The organism is Pseudomonas sp. B21-015 (assembly GCF_024749285.1).
GTDB lineage: Bacteria > Pseudomonadota > Gammaproteobacteria > Pseudomonadales > Pseudomonadaceae > Aquipseudomonas.
The window spans coordinates 1778763-1802854 of the sequence record NZ_CP087196.1; the positions used below are offsets into that span (position 1 = coordinate 1778763).

20 protein-coding genes and 2 pseudogenes are annotated in these 24092 nt (G+C 60.7%); 13 read left to right on the forward strand and 9 right to left on the reverse strand.

Annotation, left to right across the window (positions count from 1 at the left end; all coding sequences use genetic code 11):
- Positions 1–6: 6 nt before the first annotated feature.
- The 4 genes from fabA to LOY38_RS08075 form a co-directional block, all read right to left on the reverse strand.
- The gene (gene fabA / locus LOY38_RS08060; RefSeq protein ID WP_003179264.1) at positions 7–522 is read right to left on the reverse strand and encodes a 3-hydroxyacyl-[acyl-carrier-protein] dehydratase FabA; all 516 of its coding nucleotides are present in this window, start codon (positions 520–522) and stop codon (positions 7–9) included.
- Positions 523–770: 248 nt separating this feature from the next.
- On the reverse strand, positions 771–2672 hold the full coding sequence (locus tag LOY38_RS08065; protein WP_258699551.1) for an ATP-binding protein: 1902 nt from the start codon (positions 2670–2672) through the stop codon (positions 771–773).
- Complete coding sequence (locus LOY38_RS08070; RefSeq protein ID WP_258699552.1) at positions 2669–3601, reverse strand: ABC transporter substrate-binding protein; 933 nt, start codon at positions 3599–3601, stop codon at positions 2669–2671. Before LOY38_RS08070 ends, LOY38_RS08065 begins: the two co-directional genes overlap by 4 nt.
- 1 nt (position 3602) lies before the next feature.
- On the reverse strand, positions 3603–5726 hold the full coding sequence (locus tag LOY38_RS08075) for a TonB-dependent siderophore receptor (RefSeq protein ID WP_258699553.1): 2124 nt from the start codon (positions 5724–5726) through the stop codon (positions 3603–3605).
- Positions 5727–5922: 196 nt separating this feature from the next.
- Here LOY38_RS08075 and LOY38_RS08080 point away from each other — a divergent pair, with 196 nt between their 5' ends.
- The 5 genes and pseudogenes from LOY38_RS08080 (at position 5923) to LOY38_RS08100 (ending at position 8784) form a co-directional block, all read left to right on the forward strand.
- Entirely contained in the window at positions 5923–6948 is a 1026-nt protein-coding gene (locus LOY38_RS08080; RefSeq protein WP_258699554.1) for an NAD(P)H-dependent glycerol-3-phosphate dehydrogenase, read from the forward strand.
- A gap of 35 nt (positions 6949–6983) precedes the next feature.
- A complete protein-coding gene (locus LOY38_RS08085; protein ID WP_258699555.1) occupies positions 6984–7331 on the forward strand; it encodes a DUF4389 domain-containing protein in 348 nt (115 codons plus the stop codon).
- Positions 7328–7780, forward strand: a complete 453-nt coding sequence (gene sixA / locus LOY38_RS08090; protein WP_258699556.1) for a phosphohistidine phosphatase SixA — start codon at positions 7328–7330, stop codon at positions 7778–7780. The genes LOY38_RS08085 and sixA overlap by 4 nt, the downstream gene beginning before the upstream one ends.
- Positions 7781–7825: 45 nt before the next feature.
- A pseudogene (locus tag LOY38_RS08095) lies at positions 7826–8308 on the forward strand (AMP-binding protein); the annotation flags it as partial.
- Positions 8309–8340: 32 nt separating this feature from the next.
- A complete protein-coding gene (locus tag LOY38_RS08100) occupies positions 8341–8784 on the forward strand; it encodes a hotdog fold thioesterase (protein WP_258699557.1) in 444 nt (147 codons plus the stop codon).
- A 20-nt stretch (positions 8785–8804) separates the two neighbouring features.
- Here the strand turns inward: LOY38_RS08100 and LOY38_RS08105 are convergent, their stop codons facing one another.
- Positions 8805–11654 carry an RHS repeat-associated core domain-containing protein gene (locus tag LOY38_RS08105; RefSeq protein WP_258699558.1) on the reverse strand — a complete coding sequence of 950 codons (2850 nt, stop codon included), beginning with the start codon at positions 11652–11654 and terminating at the stop codon, positions 8805–8807.
- Between the two features lie 224 nt (positions 11655–11878).
- On the opposite strand from LOY38_RS08105, the gene LOY38_RS08110 reads away from it, so the two are divergent.
- The 5 genes from LOY38_RS08110 to LOY38_RS08130 all read left to right on the forward strand — a co-directional run bounded on the left by LOY38_RS08110 (position 11879) and on the right by LOY38_RS08130 (position 16198).
- The gene (locus tag LOY38_RS08110; protein WP_258699559.1) at positions 11879–12685 is read left to right on the forward strand and encodes an alpha/beta fold hydrolase; all 807 of its coding nucleotides are present in this window, start codon (positions 11879–11881) and stop codon (positions 12683–12685) included.
- Positions 12682–13536 carry an alpha/beta hydrolase gene (locus LOY38_RS08115; RefSeq protein WP_258699560.1) on the forward strand — a complete coding sequence of 285 codons (855 nt, stop codon included), beginning with the start codon at positions 12682–12684 and terminating at the stop codon, positions 13534–13536. Before LOY38_RS08110 ends, LOY38_RS08115 begins: the two co-directional genes overlap by 4 nt.
- A gap of 50 nt (positions 13537–13586) precedes the next feature.
- Entirely contained in the window at positions 13587–14246 is a 660-nt protein-coding gene (locus LOY38_RS08120) for a glutathione S-transferase family protein (RefSeq protein ID WP_258699561.1), read from the forward strand.
- An 8-nt stretch (positions 14247–14254) separates the two neighbouring features.
- Entirely contained in the window at positions 14255–15061 is an 807-nt protein-coding gene (locus tag LOY38_RS08125) for a DUF4892 domain-containing protein (protein ID WP_258699562.1), read from the forward strand.
- Positions 15062–15142: 81 nt separating this feature from the next.
- On the forward strand, positions 15143–16198 hold the full coding sequence (locus tag LOY38_RS08130) for an AI-2E family transporter (RefSeq protein ID WP_258699563.1): 1056 nt from the start codon (positions 15143–15145) through the stop codon (positions 16196–16198).
- Between the two features lie 154 nt (positions 16199–16352).
- Here the strand turns inward: LOY38_RS08130 and xopAW are convergent, their stop codons facing one another.
- The 3 genes from xopAW to LOY38_RS08145 all read right to left on the reverse strand — a co-directional run bounded on the left by xopAW (position 16353) and on the right by LOY38_RS08145 (position 19172).
- Positions 16353–17210, reverse strand: coding sequence for a XopAW family type III secretion system calcium-binding effector (gene xopAW, locus LOY38_RS08135; protein ID WP_258699564.1), 858 nt, complete (start codon positions 17208–17210; stop codon positions 16353–16355).
- A 148-nt stretch (positions 17211–17358) separates the two neighbouring features.
- Entirely contained in the window at positions 17359–18414 is a 1056-nt protein-coding gene (locus tag LOY38_RS08140; protein ID WP_258699565.1) for a HAMP domain-containing sensor histidine kinase, read from the reverse strand.
- Positions 18414–19172: a response regulator gene (locus LOY38_RS08145; RefSeq protein WP_258699566.1), complete on the reverse strand. Its 759-nt coding sequence runs from the start codon at positions 19170–19172 to the stop codon at positions 18414–18416. Before LOY38_RS08145 ends, LOY38_RS08140 begins: the two co-directional genes overlap by 1 nt.
- Positions 19173–19464: 292 nt before the next feature.
- Between LOY38_RS08145 and pyrF the strand changes: the two genes are divergently transcribed.
- Positions 19465–20163, forward strand: a complete 699-nt coding sequence (gene pyrF / locus LOY38_RS08150; protein ID WP_258699567.1) for an orotidine-5'-phosphate decarboxylase — start codon at positions 19465–19467, stop codon at positions 20161–20163.
- 130 nt (positions 20164–20293) lie between these two features.
- On the opposite strand, the gene LOY38_RS08155 is transcribed toward pyrF, so the two are convergent.
- Positions 20294–21298, reverse strand: a complete 1005-nt coding sequence (locus LOY38_RS08155) for an NADP-dependent oxidoreductase (protein WP_258699568.1) — start codon at positions 21296–21298, stop codon at positions 20294–20296.
- Between the two features lie 236 nt (positions 21299–21534).
- On the opposite strand from LOY38_RS08155, the gene LOY38_RS08160 reads away from it, so the two are divergent.
- A complete protein-coding gene (locus LOY38_RS08160; RefSeq protein ID WP_030131915.1) occupies positions 21535–22296 on the forward strand; it encodes an SDR family oxidoreductase in 762 nt (253 codons plus the stop codon).
- A gap of 284 nt (positions 22297–22580) precedes the next feature.
- A pseudogene (locus LOY38_RS08165) lies at positions 22581–23971 on the forward strand (PLP-dependent aminotransferase family protein).
- Positions 23972–24092 lie beyond the last annotated feature (121 nt).

Genomic DNA, 24092 nt, shown 5'->3' on the forward strand with positions numbered 1-24092 from the left:
TAACCCTTAGAAGTTGTCAGTGGAGGTGAAAACGCCGACCCGAAGGCCTTCGGCGGTATAGATTTCGCGGCCGTCGACGGTCACGGAACCATCGGCGATGGCCAGGTTCAGCTTGCCTTTGAGGACGCGCTTGATATGAATGTTATAGGTGACTTTCTTGGCGGTCGGCAGTACCTGGCCAAAGAATTTCACTTCGCCCGAACCCAGGGCGCGACCGCGGCCCGGCAGACCTTGCCAGCCGAGGAAGAAACCGACCAGTTGCCACATGGCGTCAAGGCCCAGGCAGCCCGGCATCACCGGATCACCTTCGAAATGGCAGGCGAAGAACCACAGGTCCGGAGTGATATCCAGCTCGGCGACCAATTCACCTTTGCCGTACTTGCCACCTTCTTCGCTGATCAGGGTGATGCGATCGACCATCAGCATGTTGGGGGCGGGCAGTTGCGCGTTACCTGGGCCGAACAGCTCACCGCGACTGCAGCGCAGCAGGTCTTCCCGAGTAAAGGCGTTTTGTTTGGTCATGCGAGCTCCTCAATAGTCCCATGCGGCAGGGTGGGGCGAATCTTCCCGGCCGATCGAAGCGTTCATGCCTCGAGTCAGCAGCCTACTCATAGACTATTGCGTTGTGGTGAAAGTCACAGCACCAAGGACATGAATGTACACTTGTGCACTGAAATTATTATTCAAGCCCCTTTTCGGGCCTGTTCGGGTGCCTAAGACTGCCGCACTTTCGTCGTTCACGCCAGTCGCAGATAGCCGAAAGGCCTGCACTACTGCACCCATCGCTGCAGAATTTGCTGCAGATCAGTGCGTTTAAAGGGCTTGGCCAGGTAATCGTTCATTCCCGCCGACAGACAGGCTTCGCGGTCGCCCTGCAAGGCGTTGGCCGTCAGGGCGATGATCGGCAAGTCAGCGCAGCCGGGCAGTTGACGGATCTGTCGGGTAGCCTCATAGCCATCGACGACCGGCAGTCGGCAGTCCATCAGAATCGCTTCGAAAATCAGGCTCTCGGCACTGCGCACCGCTTGTGCACCATCGGTGGCGACGCTGACAGTAAAGCCCAGACTGCGCAACATTGCTTCGACGACGGTGCGGTTGACCGGATTGTCCTCCACCAGCAGCACATTGCGACCTTCGCCGTGACCATTGCCGGTGTGTACTCGCGGCGTCAGCACTGGCAACGACTGTTCGTAGATCGCCAGGGGGATTTCCAGGGTGAACACCGAGCCAACGCCTTCTTCACTCTGAGCGCGCAAGGTGCCGCCCATTCGTTCTGCCAGGGTGCGGGCAATCGGCAGCCCCAGCCCGGTGCCACCGTAACGTCTTGAAATGGAACTGTCGGCCTGCTGGAACGCGTTGAACATCAATTCCAGGCTGTCGGCCGGGATGCCGATCCCGCTGTCGCGCACGGTGCAGGTGAACCACAGCAGTTCGTGGTCCAGGGATTGCCACTGCGGTTCGATCGTGACGCGACCCCGTTCGGTGAACTTCAGCGCATTGCCGACCAGATTGACCAGGATCTGCCGGATCCGCGTCGGATCGCCCTGAACCTGCAGCGCACGCATGTCTTCGGGGATCCGCAGTTGCAGGTCAAGCCCGCGTTGCACCGCGCTGTGCTGGAACGACTGAGCGCAACTGCCGATCAGGTCCGCGAGGTTGAACGCAATGTGCTCCAGCTCCAGTTCCGAGCGCTCGATGCGCGAGAAATCCAGAATGTCGTTGATGACTTTGAGCAGGTGTTCAGTGGATTCCGAGGCCAGTGCGGCGTACTCGATCTGCTCCTCGGTCATTTCGGTGGTTTCCAACAGTTGCAGCATCCCCAGCACGCCATTCATCGGCGTGCGCAGTTCATGGCTCATCATCGCCAGGAAATCGGATTTGGCGTTGTTGGCCTTTTCCGCTTCCTCGCGGGTCTGGATCAGTTGCGCCATGGCCTGATGCTGTTCGCGGCTGGCTTGTTCAAGGCCTTGGGCAAGGTTGTTGATGTGTTGCGACAGGGCGCCCAGTTCGGTGTCGTCGACAATCGGCAGGGGTGTTTTGTAGTCGCCTTCCTGGATCGCCTTGACCGCATTGCCGATGTCGTGGATCGGTTGCGACAGGCTGCCGGCCAGGCGCCGAGCCAGCAGAAAGGTAAACAACAGGGCAAACAAGGCCAGGATCCCGGCCTTGAACAGGATTTCTTGTTGGCGCTGATTGAAGGCGTCGTTGGACAGACCGACGATCACCCGGCCCAGATAATCCTCACCTGGCGCTGTGGGGACGGTACGGCTGTTCTGGAAAAAATCGTTGTTGAGCGCGATGCGTTGCAGCCGCACCGGTGCCTGGAACACTTCGACCTGGTGCGCGCGGTTGTGGGTTTGCGACGGTTGTTCGACGTACACCAGAATCCGGTTGGCGCTGTCCTGTACTTCCAGAAAGCGCACATTGGGCGTGGCCAGAGTGGCTTTGAGCAAGCTTTCGAGCACCTCGTTGTTGCCCGAAATCACTCCGTATTCAGTGGCCGGCGCCAGTTGGTTGGCGATCAGCTGACCGGTGTGGTTGAGCTCCTGGCGCAGGTCCTGGATTCGCACGAAGGTGAAGAAGCTGATCAGCAGCAACGTCAGCAGCAGCGCCGGGCCGAGGCTGATGATCTGGGTGCGGGTATTGATGTCCCAACCGCGACGGAAGGTCATGGGCGGTGTTCTCCTTCGGCCAGCCTTGTTGCGACAGAGGCTTCGTCCATCGGTTCAATACTTAATGAACGAGCCACTTGCGGGTTGCTCAAGACCTTGAAGTGCTGCGGATAAAGGGTGCGCGGCCAGGTGTTTGAGGGGCGGTCGAGCAGTTCGTCGAGAATCTTCAGCCAATCGCTCTGGTCGCTGTAGGTGCTGGCGAGGCTGCCGGCCCTGACGAAGGCGGCGTTGGGACCGATCAGCGCCAGTTGCCGGGCATAGCTGCTGAGCAGCAGGTTTTTCACGGTTTTCGGGTTATACAGATTAGGGTCGTCCAGGCCCAGCAGCACGTCACTGTTTTTCAGCAACGCCTGCAAGGGGCGGCTGTCATTGGTGTTGTCCCAACGTTCGGTGACCACTTCAAGGCCCAGGGGCAGGGCGGCCTGATGCAGTTCCTTCAACAGGAACTCACTGTGGCCGTCGAAAAGCACACCGACCCGTCGGACCTCAGGCAGAAGGAGTCGGGTCAGGCGCAATTGTCGATCCAGTGGCGGATCACTCCAGAGCAGGCTCAGATGCGGGGGCAGGTCATTGCCCAGGCGTTGTCGGGCTTGCAGGCGGCTGATGCGCAGCACCAGCGTCGCGGGACCCTGGGCGTCTTGCAGGCGCCACTCGAGGCTTGGCAGGTCGAGCAGAATCAAACGGGTGCCAGCGGGCAGTTGGCCGGGCGCCGGAAGGCTGGCGACAGGCTGGAAACGCACGCTGTCGGTGGGGCGCAACTCGCTCAGGGCCTGGACGAAAGATTGCACGCCGGGGCTGTCTTCGGCGCCGGTCAGCAAAATATCGGCGGCCCGTGCCGGCAGGCAGCACAGCAGTCCGGCAAACACCAGGCACAACCCGGCCAGCAGGCGGCCAAGGGTTGGCGTCTTCCGTGACCGGCGATGCAGCATCTTAAAACTCCAGCTCCGCGCTGAAGTAGAGCACCCGGCGCTCGTCGTAGTTGTTGTCGACGAAAGTGGTGGGCTGATTGTCGAGGCGTTGCTGGAGGATCCCGGCCAGCTCCAGATTGGCCTTGCCCAGGCCAATGCGTTTGGCGATGCGGGTATCGACCCGTTCGAAGCGGTAACCGTTGAGGGCGTCGGCGCCATAGTAGAAGAGCGCGCTGTTCCAGCCGTGGCCCCAGTTACGCAGCCAACCGGCGGAGCCGCTGTTGCGCGCCGTCTGTTGTGCATCCAACGGATTGCTCGCCTCGGCATCGACGTAGGCATAGGTCAGGCGCAGACGGTCAGCGCTGCTGACGCGCCAGTCCAGCTGGGTTTCAGTCCCGGAGTATCTGGAGCTGTTCGAGTTGCTGGCAATGTACTGATTGTTGCGCAGCGGTTCGCTGATCATGCCGTTGATTTCGTCGTAGAACAGCTTTACATCGACCGTCAGCCCCCGCTCTGCGAAGTAGCCGTTGTAGCCCAGCTCCCGGGAGCGCATGCGTTCCTGTTCGAGGTCGCCCGGGCCACGGGTCCTGACGAAATAGCGGGCGCTGGTCTGGCCGTAGGTACTTGGCTGCAGGTTGGTCACCTGGTAGCTCCAGTTGACGTTGTTCTCGAACATGTCTGGTGAGCGTATGGCTTCCGAATACACCGCGCGCAAACCGTGACGCGGGTTGATCAGGTAATTGACCGCCACCCGTGGGGTCAGCGAGCTACCGGTCAACTGCGTGTCTTCGAACATCGCACCGCCTTGCAGCAACCAGTGCTCGGTGGCGCGCCACTCGAGTTGGCCGAACGCTCGCCAGGTGGTGTCGTCGAGCTTGCCATTGAAGTAGGTCTCGGAATCTGCCCGGTCGTAACGATAGTTCATGCCGCTGACCAGCCGCAGACTGTCGGACAGGCTGAGCGTGTCTTGCAGTTCGAGGTCGTAGCGTGATTCCCGGGCGCTCTGGTCAATGTCGCCGCAGAGGGTTTGCCGGGCGCCGTTTTGCCATTGCCTCAGTACCTGATTGCCCAGCGCACGTTCAGCCGCAGTCCCTGCCGGTGCGCCGGAACCGGTGTAGCGCTCCATGTTGCGCGCCAGGCGTTCGGCGTAGTTCGGATTGAGTTGCCACAGTTCGGTCAGTTCCGGGCTGAACGAGACCTCGGCATCGCAGGCACGCCAGGTCTGCTGACGATCCCAGTGCTGCGCCGAGCCTTGAATATAAAGGCTGTGATCGGGATTGATGTCCAGGTTCCAGCGCATCGAGCCGGCGTAGTCCTTGGCGATGACGTCGGAATTATTCCCGGCGGCGGTAATCCCTGAGAATACCGGGCGGTAGGTATACGGCCGCTGGTTGGTCCCGTCCTTGGCATTCAGTTGCCAATCGACGCTCTGGTTTTCGTTGAGCGTCTGGCTGACGGCAAGGCTGAAGCGGTTCAAGCGGCGGCTGTCGCGGTAATCGGCGCCGGTGCGGTTCGAGTCGAAGCCATCATCTTGCTGGCCGGACAGCGACAGACGCAAGTCGCCGCTGCCCCAGCCCTTGCCCTGGCTGGCGTAGAAGTCGTTGATACCGCGCTGGCCACGGGTGAGTTTCAGCCGCGTGCCGTGGCTGTCGGCCGGCTTGCGGGTGATGATATTGACCACTGCCATCAGCGCGTTGGCGCCGTAGCTGACGGTGTTCGGGCCACGAAAAACCTCGATGCGCTCGATGTCTTCCATGGCCACCGGAATATCGCTCCAGTCCACCGTGGCCAGGCCTGCGCGGTACACCGAGCGGCCGTCGATCAGCACTTGCATGCGCCGGGCTTCACTGGCGTTGGTGCCGTGGTAGTTCACCGCCGCCTGATTGCCGCTGATATTGCCGACCATCATCCCCGGCACCAGCCGCAGCAATTCGCTGATGTCCCGCGCGCCACTGGCGGTGATCAGTTCGCTGTCGATCACCGTCATGCTGCCCGGCACCGCGGCCGGCGACTGTTTCAAGCGCGTTGCCGTCAGCACTTGCGGCAACGGATCGTTGTCGAGGAACAGGTCGTCGGCCAGCAATGGCGAGCTGAACATCAGCGCCAGAACCAGCGGCGAGCGAGAGGAGGGAGAGCCAAAAGACACGGCACAGCCTTGATAGTGATTAGTTGGCGCGCATGTTAACCGAGCACAACGACTTTTCCAGTCACGTTGTGGACATTTTCCTCGGTTTTGTTGGTCTTCTTCCTACAAGTGCCGGTATTTGATGCAGGGGCTGGCCGCCACTGGGCCGCTCCGTATAATGCCGGCATCGCCACTGGTATGGATTAACGGATTGCATATGACTGAACAGCGCCCAATTGCGGTCCTGGGAGGCGGAAGTTTTGGTACCGCCGTGGCTAATCTGCTGGCCGAGAACGGGCATCAGGTCCGACTGTGGATGCGTGACCCCGAGCAGGCGGAGGCCATTCGGGTCGATCGCGAGAACCCGCGTTACCTCAAAGGCATCAAGATTCTTGCGGCGGTGGAGGCGGTCACGGACCTGCAAGCCACCCTGGAGGCCTGTGACCTGTGCTTCGTCGCGCTGCCGTCCAGCGCGCTGCGTTCGGTGCTGGCACCCCACGCCCAGCTTTTGAGCGGAAAGCTGCTGGTGAGCCTGACCAAAGGCATCGAAGCCCACACGTTCAAGCTGATGAGCCAAATCCTTGAAGACATCGCCCCGCAAGCGCGCATTGGCGTGCTGTCCGGGCCGAACCTGGCCCGTGAAGTGGCCGAACACGCGCTGACCGCCACGGTGGTCGCCAGCGAAGACGAAGAGCTTTGCCAGCGGGTCCAGGCTGCGTTGCATGGCCGCACCTTTCGCGTGTACGCCAGCGCCGACCGCTTTGGCGTGGAGCTGGGCGGGGCGCTGAAAAACGTCTACGCAATCATCGCCGGCATGGCGGTGGCATTGGGGATGGGTGAAAACACCAAGAGCATGCTGATCACCCGGGCACTGGCGGAAATGACCCGGTTCGCGGTGAACCAGGGCGCGAATCCGATGACTTTCCTGGGCCTGGCGGGCGTCGGCGATTTGATCGTCACCTGCTCGTCGCCGAAAAGCCGCAATTATCAGGTCGGGTTTGCCCTCGGCCAGGGCTTGAGCCTGGAGGACGCGGTGACGCGTCTGGGCGAAGTCGCCGAAGGTGTGAACACCCTCAAGGTGCTCAAGGCCAAGGCGCAGGAAGTAGGTGTGTATATGCCGCTGGTCGCCGGATTGCACGCGATTCTGTTCGAAGGGCGCACGCTTGATCAGGTGATTGGGTTGTTGATGCGTGGTGAACCGAAAACCGACGTGGACTTTATTTCCACCAGTGGTTTCAACTGAGCACTTAACCGAGACGAGCAGGGAGCGAGACAGACATGAACGATCCAAAAGTAGAAGCCAAGTACGAATCCATCCTGCTGCGGGTGCTGTGGATGATTGTCTATGTGCTGGTCTGGCAAGTGGCGCAATTGATCCTCGGCGCAGTGGTGCTGGTGCAGCTGATCTATCGTTTGATATATGGCGCGCCGAGCGCCAGCCTGATGAATTTCGGCGACAGCCTGAGCCAGTTTCTGGCACAGATCGGTCGTTTCGGCAGCTTTCACAGCGACCAGAAGCCCTGGCCGTTCGCCGACTGGCCAGCGCCGCGTACACCGGAAGGTGAAGCCCCGCACGTTGTGGCGCCGACACCGCATCCGGCCCGAGATGAGGAACCGAAACTATGAAACTCTGGGTATTGCGTCATGGTGAAGCCGAACCTCACGGTACTCGCCCGGACTCCGAGCGGGCACTGACCGCCCACGGTCGTGAAGAGGTGTTGCGTGCCGCAGCCGAATTGATCGGCCAGCCGCTCACTGCCATTTATGCCAGCCCTTATCATCGAGCGCAGGAGACGGCAGAAATTGTGCGTACGGCGCTGAATTTCGCGCCGGAGATTCGCACGGTCGACTGGCTCAAGCCCGACAACTATCCGCAAGCGGTGGCGGAGCAGTTGGTGTCCGTGGATCACGCGCTGCTGGTCAGCCATAACCCGCTGGTCGGTAACCTGCTGGGCTATTTGCAGCATGGTCATGTGCAGGCCCCGGAGAAAGTCGGCACAGCCGGGCTGGCGGAGCTCGAGGGCGACGAACTGCTGGTCGGGGCGATGAAGCTCAACGGCATCAAACACCCGTAGACCCTGAAGAAACCGGGCTAATGTGGGAGCGGCTGTGGCTAGGGGCTCACCGAAGATGGCTTCCTGCGCACCGGTGACCAGGGCGAGGAAGATGCCGAAGGCAACCTGCGCCTGACCGGGCGCCTGAAGGAAATCTTCAAAACCAGCAAAGGCAAGTACGTCGCCCCGGTACCGATCGAGAATCGTCTGGCGGTGCACTCGCGGATCGAACAAGTGTGTGTGGTCGGCGATGGCCTGAGCGCACCGCTGGGGTTGTGCGTGTTGTCGACGGTCGGTCAGCGGGACGCCAGCGCAGCGACGAGGGCGGGCCTGCATTCAAGCCTGGAAAAGCTGCTGGAGGAGGTTAACGGCGCCCTTGATAAGCATGAGCGCTTGCACCGACTGGTGGTAGTCAAGGACAGTTGGGCGGTGGAGAACGGCTTCCTGACGCCGACCCTGAAGATCAAGCGCAACATGATCGAAGCCGCTTACGGCGCGCGGTTCGAAGAATGGAGCGAGCGTAGCGAAGCGGTGCTGTGGCAGGATTGAGCGACGAACAACACCCACAAAGGAACGCAACGATGAGTCTGTGGCGCACCATTCCCAACGTCGAGCAGTTGAACGCAATTCAGAAAAATACCATCGGCGAAGTGCTGGATATTCGCTTCGAAGCCTTCGATGACGAGTCCCTGACCGCGAGCATGGTCATCGACCATCGCACGCACCAGCCTTATGGCTTGTTGCATGGTGGTGCTTCGGTGGTGCTGGCCGAAACCGTCGGCTCGATGGCCAGTTATCTGTGCATCGACGCCAGCAAGTTTTATTGCGTAGGCCTGGAAATCAACGCCAACCATTTGCGCGGGCTGCGCAGCGGGCGAGTGACGGCAGTGGCCAAGGCGATTCACATTGGTCGCACCACCCATGTCTGGGATATCCGTTTGAGCAGCGATGAGGGCAAGGCCAGTTGCGTATCGCGGCTGACCATGGCGGTTGTTCCGTTGGGGGAACAACCGCCGTCTCGTTGATAGCGATACAGCCGCTGCGTTCACATGTGTGTCATCTGATGGGGCAGATTGGATCGTGAATAGCTGCGCTGCCTGCGCGTCGTCTCGCTGGTGACGTAGAAAATTTCGGTGGCTGCCGGGTCATCGGTCGCATTGCTTGAAACTGGCACGTTCTCTCGGGTGATACCGGCGCCGACCGTGTTCATTTCCAGATCCCAGGACGTTTGCCCCAGTTCTGCACTCAAGCCGGGTGTCGCGGTGGTCACGAAGGTCGATCGCAAGTCGCCGATGGCATTGCCGACCGCCCGCGTCATCGCAGCTTGAGTGTTTGCGTCCAATGCGCTGTATCCAGGAATCTGTGCGACGGCCAGATTGGCTAACTGTCCCAGGGAGGAAAAGAAATGCCGGCTGCTGAATCCGACGATGGCTTTGTTCGGGTCGAATGTCGGCCCACTGCCTTTGGACGGCTTGGTTGGCGTTCCACGCAATCCCCTCACGGCAGAGGCACCGGCCGCACCGACTGCCGTCGCAGTAGCACCGACCAGGGTCGACTGTAGGGCTTTACCCACGCTTTCATTCCCGAACAGCGTCGCGCCACCATACCCCACTGCTGCTCCGGCGGTGCCCACGGCGCCCATACTGGCCAGTCCGGTTACGAAGTCTGCACGGCCGACAGAGGGATTGCTCGGGCCGGCATTTGCAAAGTATTGGGATGACAGTTCGCGAAACACCGTCCCGAAAGCTCCGCCGATCTGAGCGGCAGCAGCTGTATTGCCTTTTGGATTGAGGGTTCCGAGCAAGGAAGGCGCAGCCCCCAGAGCTGCACCAAGGGCAGCGCCGCCGACTTTCGCCATGAGAGGCCCCCAGCTGGAGGGATCGTCGACGGAAACTCCGGATTGAGCCCAGTTAGCGCTCGCATACCCGCTGATGCCGCCTGAAATCGCGCCCGCTGTGGCGCCGGCAGCAGTCACTGCCACGTTCATGGGCGACATAAGCGTGGTCATTGCATATTGCACGGTGGCGGCGATCAAGGCGCTTGCAAGTTCTCGGGCCGCCGTCGCACCGGCCGCCATGGCGGTGTCGAGCCCAGCCAGGCCCTGAACATCGACAAACCTGACCGGATTGCCGTGCACCATGGCAAACAGATTCCAGCCATCGGCAGTGCCTGCCGGGTCGGGGTTGAGCCAGCGCCCCCACCAGTGGGCGTAGTAACGTTGTCCGTAGTAATACAGTCCGGTGGCATCACGTTCCTGGCCTGAGTATCGCCGGGTCTTATAGCTGGCCTGTACTTTGTCCGGGCCGGCCCACCATGAAGTGCCACCGTAGGGGTAGTACATTTCCTCGCTGATCAGTTCGGCGTGTTGACCGAGTTCCAATGTACTGGAGCCCAAATGATTGCTCAGGCTGTAACGATACTGATCGGCGTTGCCACTGCCTGGCTCCCAATGCAGAACCTGTACCGCGCAGCGTCCGGCCTGGACCAAAATGACATGTAGAACTTCTTCGGGAGATGTACGGATTTCCAGCCCTGGTAAATAGCGCACTTCATGCGTTCGCGTTGATGAACCGCCTTGAGTGACGCGAATTTTGCGCTTGCGCTGACCAGACTCGTCGTAAAGGTAGATTTCGCTGTCATTGGGTGCGTTCTCGCGCACCACTTGATCGACCTGCCGCAGACGGTTGTTCAGGCTCCAGGTCAGATTCTGGCCCGCCATCAACTCCCTTTTGTTGCCGTTGGCATCGAATCCGGCGGTGATTTCACTCTCGTCGGGCAGCCCGCCGTCAGCCTTTTGCGCCAGTCCCCGATTGCTGTATTTCGAAATCGCCGTCTGCTGTGTCCAGCTGTGGCTGGCAGCGTTGTGAACCAGTGTCGTGAGGTTGCCGGCACAATCGTAGGTATAGGTCTGGCGGTAATTTTCCAGCTGCCCCGGGTCGGGAGGGGAAACAAAGACCGGCTCCTGAGGACCGTTCTGGCTATTGACCCGCTGCCAGCCGTTTGCCTCTATCAGTTGATACAAACTGTTGTAGGTGAAAGTGTTGGTCGGTTCGATCTTCTGGTTGCGAAAAAACGGGTGCGCTGAGCCGCATCTTTGATGCTGAGGATATTGCCGGAGCGATTTGTCTTGCGATTGCCCGGCGAGCTTCAAGCGAACCTGACCGAGTTGGCCGGCGATGTTCAGATCTGAATACTGGACGTTGCCTTGTGCATCTTCCTGGCTGACCATGAGCCCCAGAGCATTGTAGAGGGTGCGGGTGGTCGCGCCGCTGCCGGGCTCGCTCAACCGGTTTCTTTCGGCTTCATCAATGGGCCAGTCCGGTTCGCCCAGCTCTTTGAGAAAATGTCGAGTCTGCGAGCTGACTCCGCCCGTCAGCGCGAAGTCAGTGAAGTGCACAGTGCCGGCGCTGTCGTCATGGCGGATCAATTGGCCGCATTGATTGCGCGAGGCAGATTCCGGAGTGTTGCCCCCATAGGTGTAAACCGAGCGGTTTCTTGCGGATGTGCCGTGAGCCTGTTCGACGGTTTTGACCGGGCGCAGCAACAGGTCGTATTCGGTTCGAACCTGAGTGAGCAGACTGTCCCAGCCGATGAGGTTTTGACCGGCTACACCGGTCAGGGTCAGCCGGCTTCCCGCATCCACGCTGTCACTGTAGAGGGGCGTACCCGTGAGGCTGAAAACTGTCGTCAGGTTTGGCCGGGCGTCTGGCTCGGCCTCAAGCAGCTTGAACAGACGAGGGTCGCGGCTGATCGTCGGGCGACCTGCGGCATTATAGGATTGACGGTAAATCCGAGGCTCTGCTGTCTTGCCGGGCGTGTCACGGTAGTAGGACACAGTGGCGACGTTGAGCCCTCGAGGATCTTTCACGGAGACTGTCGGGGTTTTTGTGTGCATGGGAGCAGTCTCCTGAAAGAGCTTCGAATCGGGCATAGTTATTCGTAGTTGCTCCTGAAGTATCAACTGTCAGAAATGACAGGTAAGTGAGGTGTTCGACGAATGCCAGGATTGTTTTTCATCGACGAAACGACGCTGTCATCATTCCTGTCAGTTACGGTCATTGCTGTAGGACACAGTCTTACGGACAATCACCCTCTGTTTTTTGCACATGGATCGCCGGTATGTCGCAACAGGTGTTTTTCGCTCACGCCAACGGTTTCCCTTCGGCCACGTACGGCAAGTTGTTTGCCGCGCTGGCGCCGGAGTACCAAGTGGCGCATTTGGAGCAGCACGCCCATGACCCGCGTTTTCCGGCGGACGACAACTGGAACAATCTGGTGGATGAGCTGATTCATCACCTCAAGCAGCAACCCGGGCCGGTCTGGGGCGTTGGCCACTCCTTCGGCGGCGTGCTGCACCTGCATGCCGCGTTGCGTTGCCCAGAGTTGTATCGCGGCGTGGTCATGCTCGATTCGCCGGTGCTGACCCGCGCCGATCAATGGGTGATCCGTGCCGCCAAACGCTTCGGTTTCATCGATCGCCTGACCCCGGCCGGTCGTACCCTGGGACGGCGGGAAGAGTTCGCCGATCTGGAGGCGGCCCGCCTGTATTTCGCTGGTAAAACCCTGTTTCGCGGCTTCGATCCGGAATGCTTCGAGGCCTATCTTCAACATGGTTTGCAAAAGGTCGGCGACAAGCTGCGTCTGCGGTTCGACCCGGCCACGGAAATCAGCATCTACCGTGGCGTGCCCCATACCAGCCCCGGCAGTGCGCGGCAGCTGAAAGTGCCACTGGCGGTGGTTCGCGGGCACAAGAGCCGCGTGGTGATGCGCCATCACGCCCGTTCTGTCGGGCGCATGCCTCTGGGCGAGTCCTTGACCCTGCCCGGCGGCCACATGTTTCCTCTCGAACGTCCACAGGACACGGCCATGCTGCTGAAGAATCTGTTCAGTCGCTGGGAAGGTCGCCGCCAACAGGAGTGCGCATGAGCAGTGTCGTTGAAGAAGTTCGCCTGAGCCTGCCGCATATCGAGTTGGCGGCGCACCTGTTCGGGCCCGAGGACGGCTTGCCGGTGATCGCCTTGCACGGCTGGCTGGACAACGCCAACAGCTTTGCCCGGCTGGCGCCGAAGCTCAAGGGCTTGCGCATCGTCGCGCTGGACATGGCCGGGCACGGTCACTCGGGGCATCGGCCGAACGGCGCCGGTTATGCGCTGTGGGACTACGCCCACGACGTGTTGCAAGTGGCCGAGCAGTTGGGATGGCAGCGTTTTGCGCTGCTGGGGCATTCCCTGGGGGCGATCGTCTCGCTGGTGGTGGCCGGGTCGTTGCCGGAGCGGGTGACTCACTTGGCGTTGATCGACGGCATCATTCCTCCTACGGACAAAGGCGAAAATGCCGCCGAGCGCATGGGCATGGCCCTGCAAGCGCAGCTGGATCTGCGGGAAAAACGCAAACCGGTCTACAACACCCTCGACCGGGCCATCGAAGCGCGCATGAAAGGCTTGGTGGCGGTCAGTCGCGAAGCCGCCGAATTGCTGGCTCAGCGCGGCTTGATGCCGGTGCCGGGCGGTTACACCTGGCGCACCGACAACCGCCTGACCCTTCCATCGCCGTTACGTCTGACCACTGAACAGGCGATGGCTTTCGTCCAGCGCGTCAGTTGTCCTGCACAGCTGGTGGTCGCGGCTGACGGCATGCTCGCCAAACACCCCGAGTTGCTGGAGCGTCTACCCTTTAGCCGTGAACAGTTGCCTGGCGGCCATCATTTGCACCTGAATGACGAACCCGGTGCCGACCTTGTCGCAGACTGTTTCAATCGGTTCTTCGCCGTTCCTTGACTTGCGCCGGGCAACTGTCGAGGCTGGGCGGGTTGAAATGGGAGACAACCATGATAGATCTGTACACCGCAGCGACCCCGAATGGCCACAAGGTCTCTATCGTGCTCGAGGAACTCGGCCTGCCCTACACGGTGCATGCCTTGAGTTTCGACAAAAAGGAACAGAAGTCCGAGGACTTCCTCAAGATCAATCCCAATGGCCGGATTCCGGCGATTGTCGACCGCGCCCATGGCGATTTCGCTGTGTTCGAATCCGGCGCAATTCTGATTTACCTCGCCGAGATGACCGGCAAACTGCTGCCCCAGGACCCGAAAGGGCGCTCGGTAGTGTTGCAGTGGCTGATGTTCCAGATGGGCGGCATCGGCCCGATGCAGGGCCAGGCCAACGTGTTTTTCCGCTATTTCCCGGAAAAACTCCAGGGTGCCATCGACCGTTATCAACATGAAACCCGGCGCTTGTATGAAGTGCTCGACACGCGTCTGCAAGCCGTGGAGTTTCTGGCGGGAGAGTACAGCATTGCCGACATCGCGACCTTTCCGTGGATCCGTGGCCACGACTGGTCCGGTGTCTCGGTGGACGGCTTGCCGGCCTTGCAACGCTGGATAGCCACCCTGGAGGCGCGCCCTGCGGTGCAGCGTGGTTTGCTGGTGCCCGAGCGCATCGATGATGCCAGCATCATCAAAGGTGCCCAGGCCATGTTGATCCGATGAGCCTATCCATGCGTTCACTCACTCTGCTGGCACTATGCACTTTCAGTCCCTGGTTATTGGCCGCTGATATCCCGGGCAGTCAGGATCTGCCGATCGTGCCGCGCATGACCGATGCACAGATCGTCGACTATCGCCCGACGGTTGAGCTCGAGCGGATTTACCCGCTGGGTTCGATCCGCAAGATCAGCGGTCAGTTGCGCTTCGACGGCCAGGTCACCGCTCGGGGGCAAACCACTTCGGTCACCTACGAATTGCCACCGGAGCATGCCTCCACTGAGGCCTTCACCGCCGCCCGCGAAGCCTTGCAGAAGCAGGGCGCCGAACTGTTGTTCTGGTGCCAGGCCCGGGATTGTGGCGAAAGCAGCCTGTGGGCCAATGAAGTCTTCGGCAACGCCAAGCTGTATGGCGCCGATAATGAACAGGCTTATTTGCTGCTGCGTCTGGCGGCCCCTCAAGACAACACACTGGTGGCGCTTTACAGCATCACTCGCGGTAATCGCAGGGCCTATCTGCACGTCGAGCAGTTCGACGCCGCCGCGCCGCTGGGTAATTTGTTGCCGACGTCCGCGACGTTGCTGCGCCAGCTCAAAAGCACCGGGAAACTCGATTTCCCCAAACTCGGCGGTGACCCTGACGACACCTGGCTGCGTTTGATTTCCCGGGGCCTGAACCTGGACACCACGTTGCGGGTCGGCGTTTCGGGGCCCAATGCCGAAGCCTGGCGCCAGGCGCTGATCGGCCAGGGCGTGCGCACGGCGCGGATGGAAACCGGCAGCGTCGAAGGCTCTGGCCTGCACTTCGAATTGTTGCGATAAGCTCATTCGGCGAACGCGTTCTGCGCGTTCGCCTACGCTTTGCTGACTGACTTTTTCGGCTGACTTTTTTCAGGATCTTACATGCTCAATAATGATCGGCTGTTGGTGCAGATCCTGCTCCTGGTGCTGTTTGGCGCGAGTTTATGGGTGATGGCGCCATTCTGGTCGGCGCTGTTCTGGGGCGCGGTGCTGGCGTTTGCCAGTTGGCCGCTGATGCGTCTGTTGACCCGTTGGCTCAATGGTCGTGAATCCCTGGCGGCGCTATTGCTGACGCTCGGCTGGATGATATTGGTGGCGGTACCGCTGGTATGGCTGGGGTTCAATCTGGCGGATCACGTGCGCGATGCCACGGCGTTCATCAAGGATGTGCAAGTCGATGGTCTGCCTGAAGCACCGGTCTGGCTGGGCGGTATTCCCCTGGTCGGCGAGCGGTTGGTGGGGATCTGGAACAGCATCGATCAGCAAGGCGCGGCGATGATGCTGGCGATCAAGCCTTATCTGGGGCAGGTCGGTAACTGGTTGCTGGCGCGCAGTGCGCAGATTGGCGGCGGGATTCTAGAGCTGACGCTGAGTATTGTTTTCGTGTTCTTTTTCTACCGGGACGGGCCGCGTCTGGCGGTGTTTGTCCATGGGTTGCTGGAGCGGCTGATTGGTGAGCGCGCCGGGTATTACATCGACCTGGTGGCGGGTACCGTGCAGCGGGTGGTCAATGGGGTGATCGGTACAGCGGCGGCTCAGGCGGTGCTGGCGTTGATCGGCTTCCTGATTGCCGGCGTGCCTGGGGCGTTGGTGCTGGGGATTGTGACGTTTTTGCTGAGCCTGATTCCGATGGGACCGCCGCTGGTGTGGATTCCGGCCACGGCCTGGTTGGCCTGGAAGGGCGAGTACGGCATGGCGGTGTTCCTCGGGATTTGGGGGACATTCATTATCAGCGGGGTCGACAACGTGCTTAAGCCGTACCTGATCAGTCGGGGCGGGAATTTGCCGTTGGTGATTGTGTTGCTCGGGGTGTTTGGCGGGTTGATTGCGTTTGGGTTTATCGGGTTGTTCATTGGTCCGACGTTGCTGGCCGTGGCTTACAGCCTGCTGACCGATTGGAGCAAGAGCCAGGCTCGGGTTGAAGATCGCCGGCCCTGAGGTTTTTTGTTGGGGTTTGCGGGCTCTTCGCGGGCAAGCCCGCTCCCACACTGGTTTTGGGTTGGTCACTAACAGTGTGATCAACGCCGATCAACGGTGGGAGCGGGCTTGCCCGCGAAACGGACGACACGGTCTGTCAGACTGAACGCCTGACTCAGGTCGCGACGTTCAGGTGTTTGCCCACGGTCGCCACGTTGTCGAGCGAGTACTGCTTGCTCAGGTTGGCGATCATTTTGTTCAGGGCTTCGGTCACGTTGAACGGGTCGGTGGAGCTGTCGGTGCTTTGCTCACGGCCGGCTTGCAAGGCGGCTTTCAGTTCATCGCTGCTGACGCCATCGCTGCTGTCGCTATCGAGCGCTTTGAGCAGCGCGGCGCTGGTGTCGGTGTTGGTGTTGGTCGATGAGGTGCTGTCGCTGGCCAGGGCGCTGCTCAGTTCCGTGGCCGTGACACTGCCATCGCTGTCGGCATCGAGTTGGCTGAACAGTTCTTCGCTGGACACCTGTTGAGGTGGCGGCGGCGGTGGGGTCAGGCTGGCGGCGAGTTCGTCCTGGCTGACGGTACCGTCTTCGTTCTTGTCCAGGGCCGAGAAGATTTCCGCGCTGTCGGCCGTACTGCCGGCGTTGGTCAGACCGCTGCTCAGTTCATCGCTGCTGATGGCGCCGTCACTGTCTGAGTCCAGGGCGCTGATCAGCGCATCGGCCAGTTCGGTGTTCGGTGCCTGATCGCCCGGCGGCGGTGGTGGAGGGGCCATCGCGGCCATTTCCTCGCTGCTCAGGCTGCCGCTTTCGTCGCTGTCCAGGTCACTGAAGTTCTTGCTCAGGGTGACCAGCAGACCGTCGTCGGATTTCTGTGACAGGGCGCTCTTGAGCTCGTCCTGGTCCACCGCGCCGTTACTGTTGCTGTCGAGTTTGGCGAGCAGTTCTTTCTGGAATTGCTGGCTGCGAGCGCTGTTGGTGGAGGTGGTGCTGCTGGTACTGGTATAGCTCGTGTAGTTGCTGACACTACCGATCATTGTGCTCACTCCTTGGAATGGGAAACCGGTGGGTGCACCGGCCTATGCAGCCTCAAGGGGCAAGTTATCGTGGGTATATGGGATTTGTACCGATTGGTACACACACAAATATCGGGCCGGCATCAAATCCTGTGGGAGTCGTTGTGGCTCAGAGGCGCGGCAGGCGGATGACCGCCGTGAGACCACCGCCGGGGGTTTCTTCCAGGCTCAATTGCCCTCCCAGACGCTCCGCTGCTTCCCTGGCGATGGTCATGCCCAGACCGACGCCGCCGGAGTTGCGATTGCGCGAGCCTTCCAGACGAAAGAACGGTTCGAACACCGCCTCACGTTTATCCGCCGCGATACCCGGGCCATGGTCGATGACCCGGATCACCAGCTCCTCGCGGCTGTCCTCAAGCGTAATCAGCGCGTCCCCGGCATAACGCAGAGCGTTATCCAGCAGGTTGTTGACGCACGAGCGCAAGGCCATCGGCTGCACCTGCAACGGGGCGCAATGACCGCTGCTCTGGACGTCGGCGCCCTGGTCCTGAGCGTTTTCGCTCAGGGATTCGACCAGCGCTTGCACGTCCATCCATTGTGGCGCTTCGCTGGTGCGCTGTTCGTGCAGGTAAGTGAGGGTGGAATCGAGCATGCCGATCATGTCGTCCAGGTCCTGACGCATCTGGCCTTGCAGCTTGTCGTCGTCGATCTGTTCCAGCCGCAGTTTGAGCCGCGACAGCGGCGTGCGCAGGTCATGGGACACTGCGCCGAGCATTCGCGAGCGCTGCTGCATCTGTTCCAGAATGCGTTTCTGCATCAGGTTGAAGGTGTGCGCCGCTTGGCGCGCTTCCCGTGGACCGGACTCATCCAGGGGCGGACTGTCGAGATTTTCACTCAGGCGTTCGGCGGCGTCGCTCAGGCGCTGAATCGGGCGGGTCAACAGCTTGGCGCCGTACCAGGCCGCGATGATCAGCGAGACAAGCTGAAAGGTCAGCGGCACGAGTGGCCCGCCGAACCATGGCCGTGGCGGCCGGTTGTCGAAGCGTGGGGCCATTGGCGGGCGTTGTCCGTCGAAGCGCTCGGAAAACTCCGACGGCGGTGGGGGAGGCGGAGGGGGTGGCCCATAATGTTTGAACCATAAAAACGCTAACAAATGCGCCAGTACGATCGCCAGCAGCAGCACGCCAAACAGGCGGCCGAACAGCGTATCGAAGCGCGCACGCATCAGCCGATGTCTCGTGCGTCGAACAGATAACCCTCGCCGCGAACGGTCTTGATCAGCTGTGGGGCTTTCGGGTCGTCACCGAGTTTCTGGCGCAGGCGCGACACCAGCAAATCGATGCTGCGATCAAACGCTTCGATCGAGCGACCACGAGCGGCGTCCAACAGCTGTTCGCGGCTGAGCACCCGGCGCGGACGTTCGATGAACACCCAGAGCAAGCGGAATTCGGCGTTGGACAGCGGCACCACCAGGCCATCAGCGGCGATCAACTGGCGCAGCACACTGTTCAGCCGCCAGGTGTCGAAGCGAATGTTCGCACGCTGTTCGGTGCGGTCGTCGCGCACCCGACGCAGAATGGTCTGAATCCGCGCGACCAGTTCCCGCGGTTCGAATGGCTTGGCCATGTAGTCGTCGGCACCCAGTTCCAGGCCGATGATCCGGTCGGTGGGTTCGCAGCGGGCGGTGAGCATCAGGATCGGGATGTCCGATTCAGCGCGCAGCCAGCGGCACAGCGACAAACCGTCTTCGCCGGGCAGCATCAGGTCGAGCACCACCACGTCGTAATGCTCGGCTTGCAGCGCCTGACGCATGGCGGCGCCATCGGTGACGCCGCTGGCGTGGATATTGAACCGGGCCAGGTAATCGATCATCAGCTCGCGGATCGGGACGTCATCGTCGACGATCAGGGCGCGAATGCTCCAGCGTTTATCATCGGCCGGCGCTTTTTGATCGTCGTTCAGAGGTGCTGGGGAGTTGTGCATGCGTGCGTTCATCTGCCAGGTAGGCTGCCAACCACAAAGATAGGCTGCGAGGTTGTGGCTTCAGCATAGGCGTCCGGCCGTGAGGCGGGAAGTGCTGTAGGACCTGTTGCGGCTGCCGAGGGTAGCGTTGAAGGGTGTTGTGGGCGTGTCGTGTATGTATCGGGCTCGACACAATTGGTGAAAGGACTAGTCTTGGCTGAGCCGACTCGACGATTTACCGATCATCGGGTCCCGCAGCGTCGCTGGTTCCGCTACAATGCGCGCCGATTTCGACTTGCCTGAGAGCCCACTCATGTCCGCCTGCCAGACGCCTATTATCGTCGCCCTGGATTTCCCCTCCCGTGACGCCGCACTGAAGCTGGCCGATCAACTGGACCCGAAGCTGTGCCGGGTCAAAGTCGGTAAAGAACTGTTCACCAGTTGCGCTTCGGAAATCGTCGGCACCTTGCGCGACAAGGGTTTCGAAGTGTTCCTGGACCTCAAGTTCCACGACATCCCGAACACCACCGCCATGGCCGTCAAGGCCTCCGCGGAAATGGGCGTGTGGATGGTCAACGTGCACTGCTCCGGCGGCCTGCGCATGATGGCTGCGTGCCGCGAGGTGCTCGATCAGCGCACCGGCCCGAAACCGCTGTTGATCGGCGTGACCGTGCTGACCAGTATGGAACGTGAGGATCTGGCGGGTATCGGCCTGGACATCGAGCCGCAGGAGCAGGTGCTGCGCCTGGCCGCGTTGGCAGAAAAAGCCGGGATGGACGGTCTGGTCTGCTCGGCCCTCGAAGCCCAGGCCTTGAAAGCCGCTCACCCGTCGCTGCAACTGGTGACCCCGGGGATTCGCCCGGCGGGCAGTGCTCAGGACGATCAGCGCCGCATCCTGACCCCGCGTCAGGCGCTGGATGCCGGTTCCGACTACCTGGTGATCGGTCGTCCGATCAGCCAGGCGGCGGATCCGGCGAAGGCGTTGGCCGCCGTCGTCGCAGAACTCGCTTAAACGCCACTAAACCTGTGGGAGCGGGCTTGCCCGCGATAGCGGTGTATCAGAAACATTAATGTTGACTGACACGCCCCTATCGCGGGCAAGCCCGCTCCCACAGGGTTTTGTGGTTTTTTCAGATATCGGGTTAAACCTTCAACACCAACTTCCCGAAATTCTCGCCGCTGAACAACTTCATCAGCGTCTCCGGGAAGGTTTCCAGCCCTTCGACGATGTCTTCCTTGCTCTTGAGCTGCCCCTTGGCCATCCAGCCGGCCATTTCCTGCCCGGCAGCGGCGAACTGCGCGGCGTAATCCATCACCACGAAACCTTCCATCCGCGCGCGGTTGACCAGCAACGCCAGGTAGTTGGCCGGGCCTTTGACCGCTTCCTTGTTGTTGTACTGGCTGATGGCGCCGCAAATCACTACCCGCGCCTTCAGGTTCAGACGGCTCAGCACGGCATCGAGAATATCGCCGCCGACGTTATCGAAATACACATCGACGCCTTTCGGGCACTCACGCTTGAGGCCGGCGTGTACGTCTTCGTTTTTGTAGTCGATGGCACCGTCAAAACCCAGCTCATCGATCAGGAACTTGCATTTGTCCGCGCCGCCGGCAATGCCGACCACCCGACAGCCTTTGATCTTGGCGATCTGCCCGGCGATGCTGCCCACCGCACCGGCCGCGCCCGACAGCACGACGGTGTCGCCGGCCTTTGGCGCACCGACATCGAGCAGGGCGAAGTAGGCGGTCATCCCGGTCATGCCGAGCGCGGATAAATAGCGCGGCAGCGGTGCCAGTTTCGGATCGACCTTGTAGAAACCTCGTGGCTCGCCGAGGAAGTAATCCTGCACACCCAAGGCACCGTTGACGTAGTCACCCACTGCAAAGCCCGGATTGTTCGAGGCGATGACTTTGCCGACACCCAATGCACGCATGACTTCGCCAATGCCGACTGGCGGGATGTAGGACTTGCCCTCGTTCATCCAGCCACGCATGGCCGGGTCCAGGGACAGGTATTCGTTCTTGACCAGGATCTGACCCGCCGCCGGTTCGCCGACCGGTACTTCTTGATAGGTGAATGTCTCACGGGTAGCCGCTCCCACGGGACGTTTGGCGAGCAGGAACTGGCGATTGGTCTGGGTAGTCATGACAGGCACTCAAGATGAATGAAGTCTTGTTGATAGACCTTCATGGGCGATGTCGCAAGGTTGGCTGACGCTGCGAATGCACATCGATCCAGTGCAGTGATAGTCAGGTCGCCCGTTCTATCACTGCGACTCATGGGGGCCCAACCGGCCTTTTGATAGTGCTGCCGTGCGACACGCCCCTGTGACTAGACTGGGCACACGCGATCCCCCGCATTCTTGCCTTCGAGGACATAACAATGAGCATGACGTTTTCCGGCCAGGTCGCCGTTGTGACGGGCGCGGCCAATGGTATTGGCCGCGCGACCGCTTTGGCGTTTGCCGCCGAAGGTTTGAAAGTGGTGGTGGCCGATCTGGACGCAGCCGGAGGTGAAGGCACTGTGGCGCTGATTCGCACCGCTGGCGGTGAAGCGACCTTCGTGCGCTGCAACGTCACTGTGGAAAGCGATGTAAAAAATCTGATGGACGAGGTGGTGAATACCTACGGCCGTCTCGATTATGCCTTCAACAATGCCGGCATCGAAATTGAGAAAGGCAAACTGGCCGAGGGTACGGTCGATGAGTTCGACGCGATCATGGGTGTCAACGTCAAAGGCGTCTGGTTGTGCATGAAGTATCAGTTGCCGTTGCTGCTGGCCCAGGGCGGTGGCGCGATCGTCAACACCGCTTCGGTCGCCGGCCTGGGGGCTGCGCCAAAGATGAGCATCTACGCCGCCTCGAAACACGCGGTGATCGGCCTGACCAAGTCGGCGGCCATTGAATACGCCAAGAAAAAGATTCGTGTGAATGCGGTGTGCCCGGCGGTGATCGACACCGACATGTTCCGTCGTGCCTATGAGGCGGACCCGAAGAAAGGCGAATTCGCCAATGCCATGCACCCGGTCGGGCGCATCGGCAAGGTCGAAGAAATTGCCAGCGCGGTGCTGTACCTGTGCAGCGACGGCGCGGCGTTCACCACCGGTCATTCGCTGGCGGTGGATGGGGGTGTTACCGCGTTTTAATGTTTTAGGTCGCGATGCCGGGACCCTGCCTCTTCAGGCATATCTACCTTTGTGGCGAGCGAGCTTGCTCGTGCTGGGCTGCGCAGCAGCCCCAAAGTTCTATGAGTGCTGCGCACTCAAGCGCGAGCAAGCTCCCTCGCCACAGGGGCATCGGTTCCCTGAAGACGCCGGGCAATGTGTTTCAAATGGTTAGAACCGACGGTTTTGGCGGTTTTGTCGCACATCCCCTCGAGCACTCCTGTGATTAACTGTTTCCCGCAAAACAGACAGGAGTTTGCTTGCTCATGGAGTTGAGAATCGATCGACAGGCATTGGTGCCGGTCGTGCAGCAAATCGTCGACGCGTTGGCCGACTGGCTCCGTTGTGACGAGGTGCCGCCGGGGACGCGTTTGCCGTCCGTTCGGCAAATCGCGCGGATCAATCTGCTTAGCCAATCCAGTGTCATCGAGGCTTGCGAACGGCTGGTGGCGCAAGGGGTGCTGGCGACGCGCAATGGGGCGGGTTTCTTTGTCGCGACAACGGCGCTGGCTGATCAGGGGCAACGGGATTTTCCCTGGTTCGAGGGGGCTGAGGAGAATCAGAGCGGCCACGTGGGCAACTGAAGCTGGGCTGCGGCGGCTTACCCGAAAGCTGGCGCGAAACTGACGACCTGAGCTATGCCATGCGCCAGGTCAGCCGCACCGACATGGCCGGACTGTTCAACTACAGCACGCCACTGGGCCTGCTTGCCCTGCGTCAGCAGATCCTCAAACGGTTGAAACAGCTGAATATCGCGGTGGACGAAAGTCGAATCCTGACCACGGCGGGAGCCACTCATGGGCTCGACCTGATCGTGCGCACTTTGTTTAACCCGGGCGATTGTGTGGTGGTAGAGAGCCCCGGTTATTCGATGCTGTTCGATCTGCTCAGGCTGCACGGGGTCAGCATGATCGAGGTGCCACGAACGCCTCACGGACCCGACACCGAAGCACTCCAGACACTGTTGTTGAAGTACAAACCCCGTGGCTTGTTCATCAACAGCTTTTATCACAACCCCACCGGCAGCTGTTTGACCTTGGGCGTGGCTCAGCAGGTTCTGCAACTGGCCAGAAAACATGGCGTGCTGGTGATCGAAGACGATGTCTATGCCGATTTGCACAGCGGCCCCGGTACGCGTCTCGCGGCATTGGGCATCGATGACAACGTGATCTATGTCGGCAGCTACTCCAAAACCCTCAGCAGTTCGTTGCGGGTCGGCTTTGTCGTGGCGGGTGCCGATGTCATATCGCGTCTGGCCAAGGTCAAGATGATCAGCAGCATGGGCGCTTCACGGTTTTGCGAATCGGTGCTGGCGCGTCTGTTGGCCAGCGGCGCCTATCGCAAACTGGTGCAGCGCCAGCGCCAGCGTTTGAGTACCGACAGAGAGGCGGCCTTGCAAGTGCTCGAGGACGCGGGCTGGGAGGTCTTCGGCAAACCTGTGGGTGGCCTGTTCATCTGGGCGCGATCGCGCAAGTCCGATCACACTCAGGTGCGGACACAGGCGCGGCGTTTCGGTGTCCTGCTGTCTTGCCCGACGGCATTCAGCCCCACCGGTGAAACCCATGACTGGCAGCGCATCAACGTTGCCTATGCTTGTGATCCTCGCGCCCGGGCATTTTTTCAGGCCACCGCTCGGGATCGACCTCAAACATTCTGAAAACGACGCGGGCGTAGCTTTTTGCCATTATTCCGACGCCAGAGACTTGTGTTGGCACAAGCCCATTGCGAATCTGCATCAACAGACAATGGCAGGGGACTAAGTGCAATGATTTCGGCCG

What these genes read in the sequence shown, in the direction of transcription:
- fabA (WP_003179264.1), bottom strand. Translation starts at nt 522, where the DNA reads ATGACCAAACAAAACGCCTTTACTCGGGAAGACCTGCTGCGCTGCAGT.
- LOY38_RS08065 (WP_258699551.1), bottom strand. Translation starts at nt 2,672, where the DNA reads ATGACCTTCCGTCGCGGTTGGGACATCAATACCCGCACCCAGATCATC.
- LOY38_RS08070 (WP_258699552.1), bottom strand. Translation starts at nt 3,601, where the DNA reads ATGCTGCATCGCCGGTCACGGAAGACGCCAACCCTTGGCCGCCTGCTG.
- LOY38_RS08080 (WP_258699554.1), top strand. Translation starts at nt 5,923, where the DNA reads ATGACTGAACAGCGCCCAATTGCGGTCCTGGGAGGCGGAAGTTTTGGT.
- LOY38_RS08085 (WP_258699555.1), top strand. Translation starts at nt 6,984, where the DNA reads ATGAACGATCCAAAAGTAGAAGCCAAGTACGAATCCATCCTGCTGCGG.
- sixA (WP_258699556.1), top strand. Translation starts at nt 7,328, where the DNA reads ATGAAACTCTGGGTATTGCGTCATGGTGAAGCCGAACCTCACGGTACT.
- LOY38_RS08100 (WP_258699557.1), top strand. Translation starts at nt 8,341, where the DNA reads ATGAGTCTGTGGCGCACCATTCCCAACGTCGAGCAGTTGAACGCAATT.
- LOY38_RS08105 (WP_258699558.1), bottom strand. Translation starts at nt 11,654, where the DNA reads ATGCACACAAAAACCCCGACAGTCTCCGTGAAAGATCCTCGAGGGCTC.
- LOY38_RS08110 (WP_258699559.1), top strand. Translation starts at nt 11,879, where the DNA reads ATGTCGCAACAGGTGTTTTTCGCTCACGCCAACGGTTTCCCTTCGGCC.
- LOY38_RS08115 (WP_258699560.1), top strand. Translation starts at nt 12,682, where the DNA reads ATGAGCAGTGTCGTTGAAGAAGTTCGCCTGAGCCTGCCGCATATCGAG.
- LOY38_RS08120 (WP_258699561.1), top strand. Translation starts at nt 13,587, where the DNA reads ATGATAGATCTGTACACCGCAGCGACCCCGAATGGCCACAAGGTCTCT.
- LOY38_RS08125 (WP_258699562.1), top strand. Translation starts at nt 14,255, where the DNA reads ATGCGTTCACTCACTCTGCTGGCACTATGCACTTTCAGTCCCTGGTTA.
- LOY38_RS08130 (WP_258699563.1), top strand. Translation starts at nt 15,143, where the DNA reads ATGCTCAATAATGATCGGCTGTTGGTGCAGATCCTGCTCCTGGTGCTG.
- xopAW (WP_258699564.1), bottom strand. Translation starts at nt 17,210, where the DNA reads ATGATCGGTAGTGTCAGCAACTACACGAGCTATACCAGTACCAGCAGC.
- LOY38_RS08140 (WP_258699565.1), bottom strand. Translation starts at nt 18,414, where the DNA reads ATGCGTGCGCGCTTCGATACGCTGTTCGGCCGCCTGTTTGGCGTGCTG.
- LOY38_RS08145 (WP_258699566.1), bottom strand. Translation starts at nt 19,172, where the DNA reads ATGCACAACTCCCCAGCACCTCTGAACGACGATCAAAAAGCGCCGGCC.
- pyrF (WP_258699567.1), top strand. Translation starts at nt 19,465, where the DNA reads ATGTCCGCCTGCCAGACGCCTATTATCGTCGCCCTGGATTTCCCCTCC.
- LOY38_RS08155 (WP_258699568.1), bottom strand. Translation starts at nt 21,298, where the DNA reads ATGACTACCCAGACCAATCGCCAGTTCCTGCTCGCCAAACGTCCCGTG.
- LOY38_RS08160 (WP_030131915.1), top strand. Translation starts at nt 21,535, where the DNA reads ATGAGCATGACGTTTTCCGGCCAGGTCGCCGTTGTGACGGGCGCGGCC.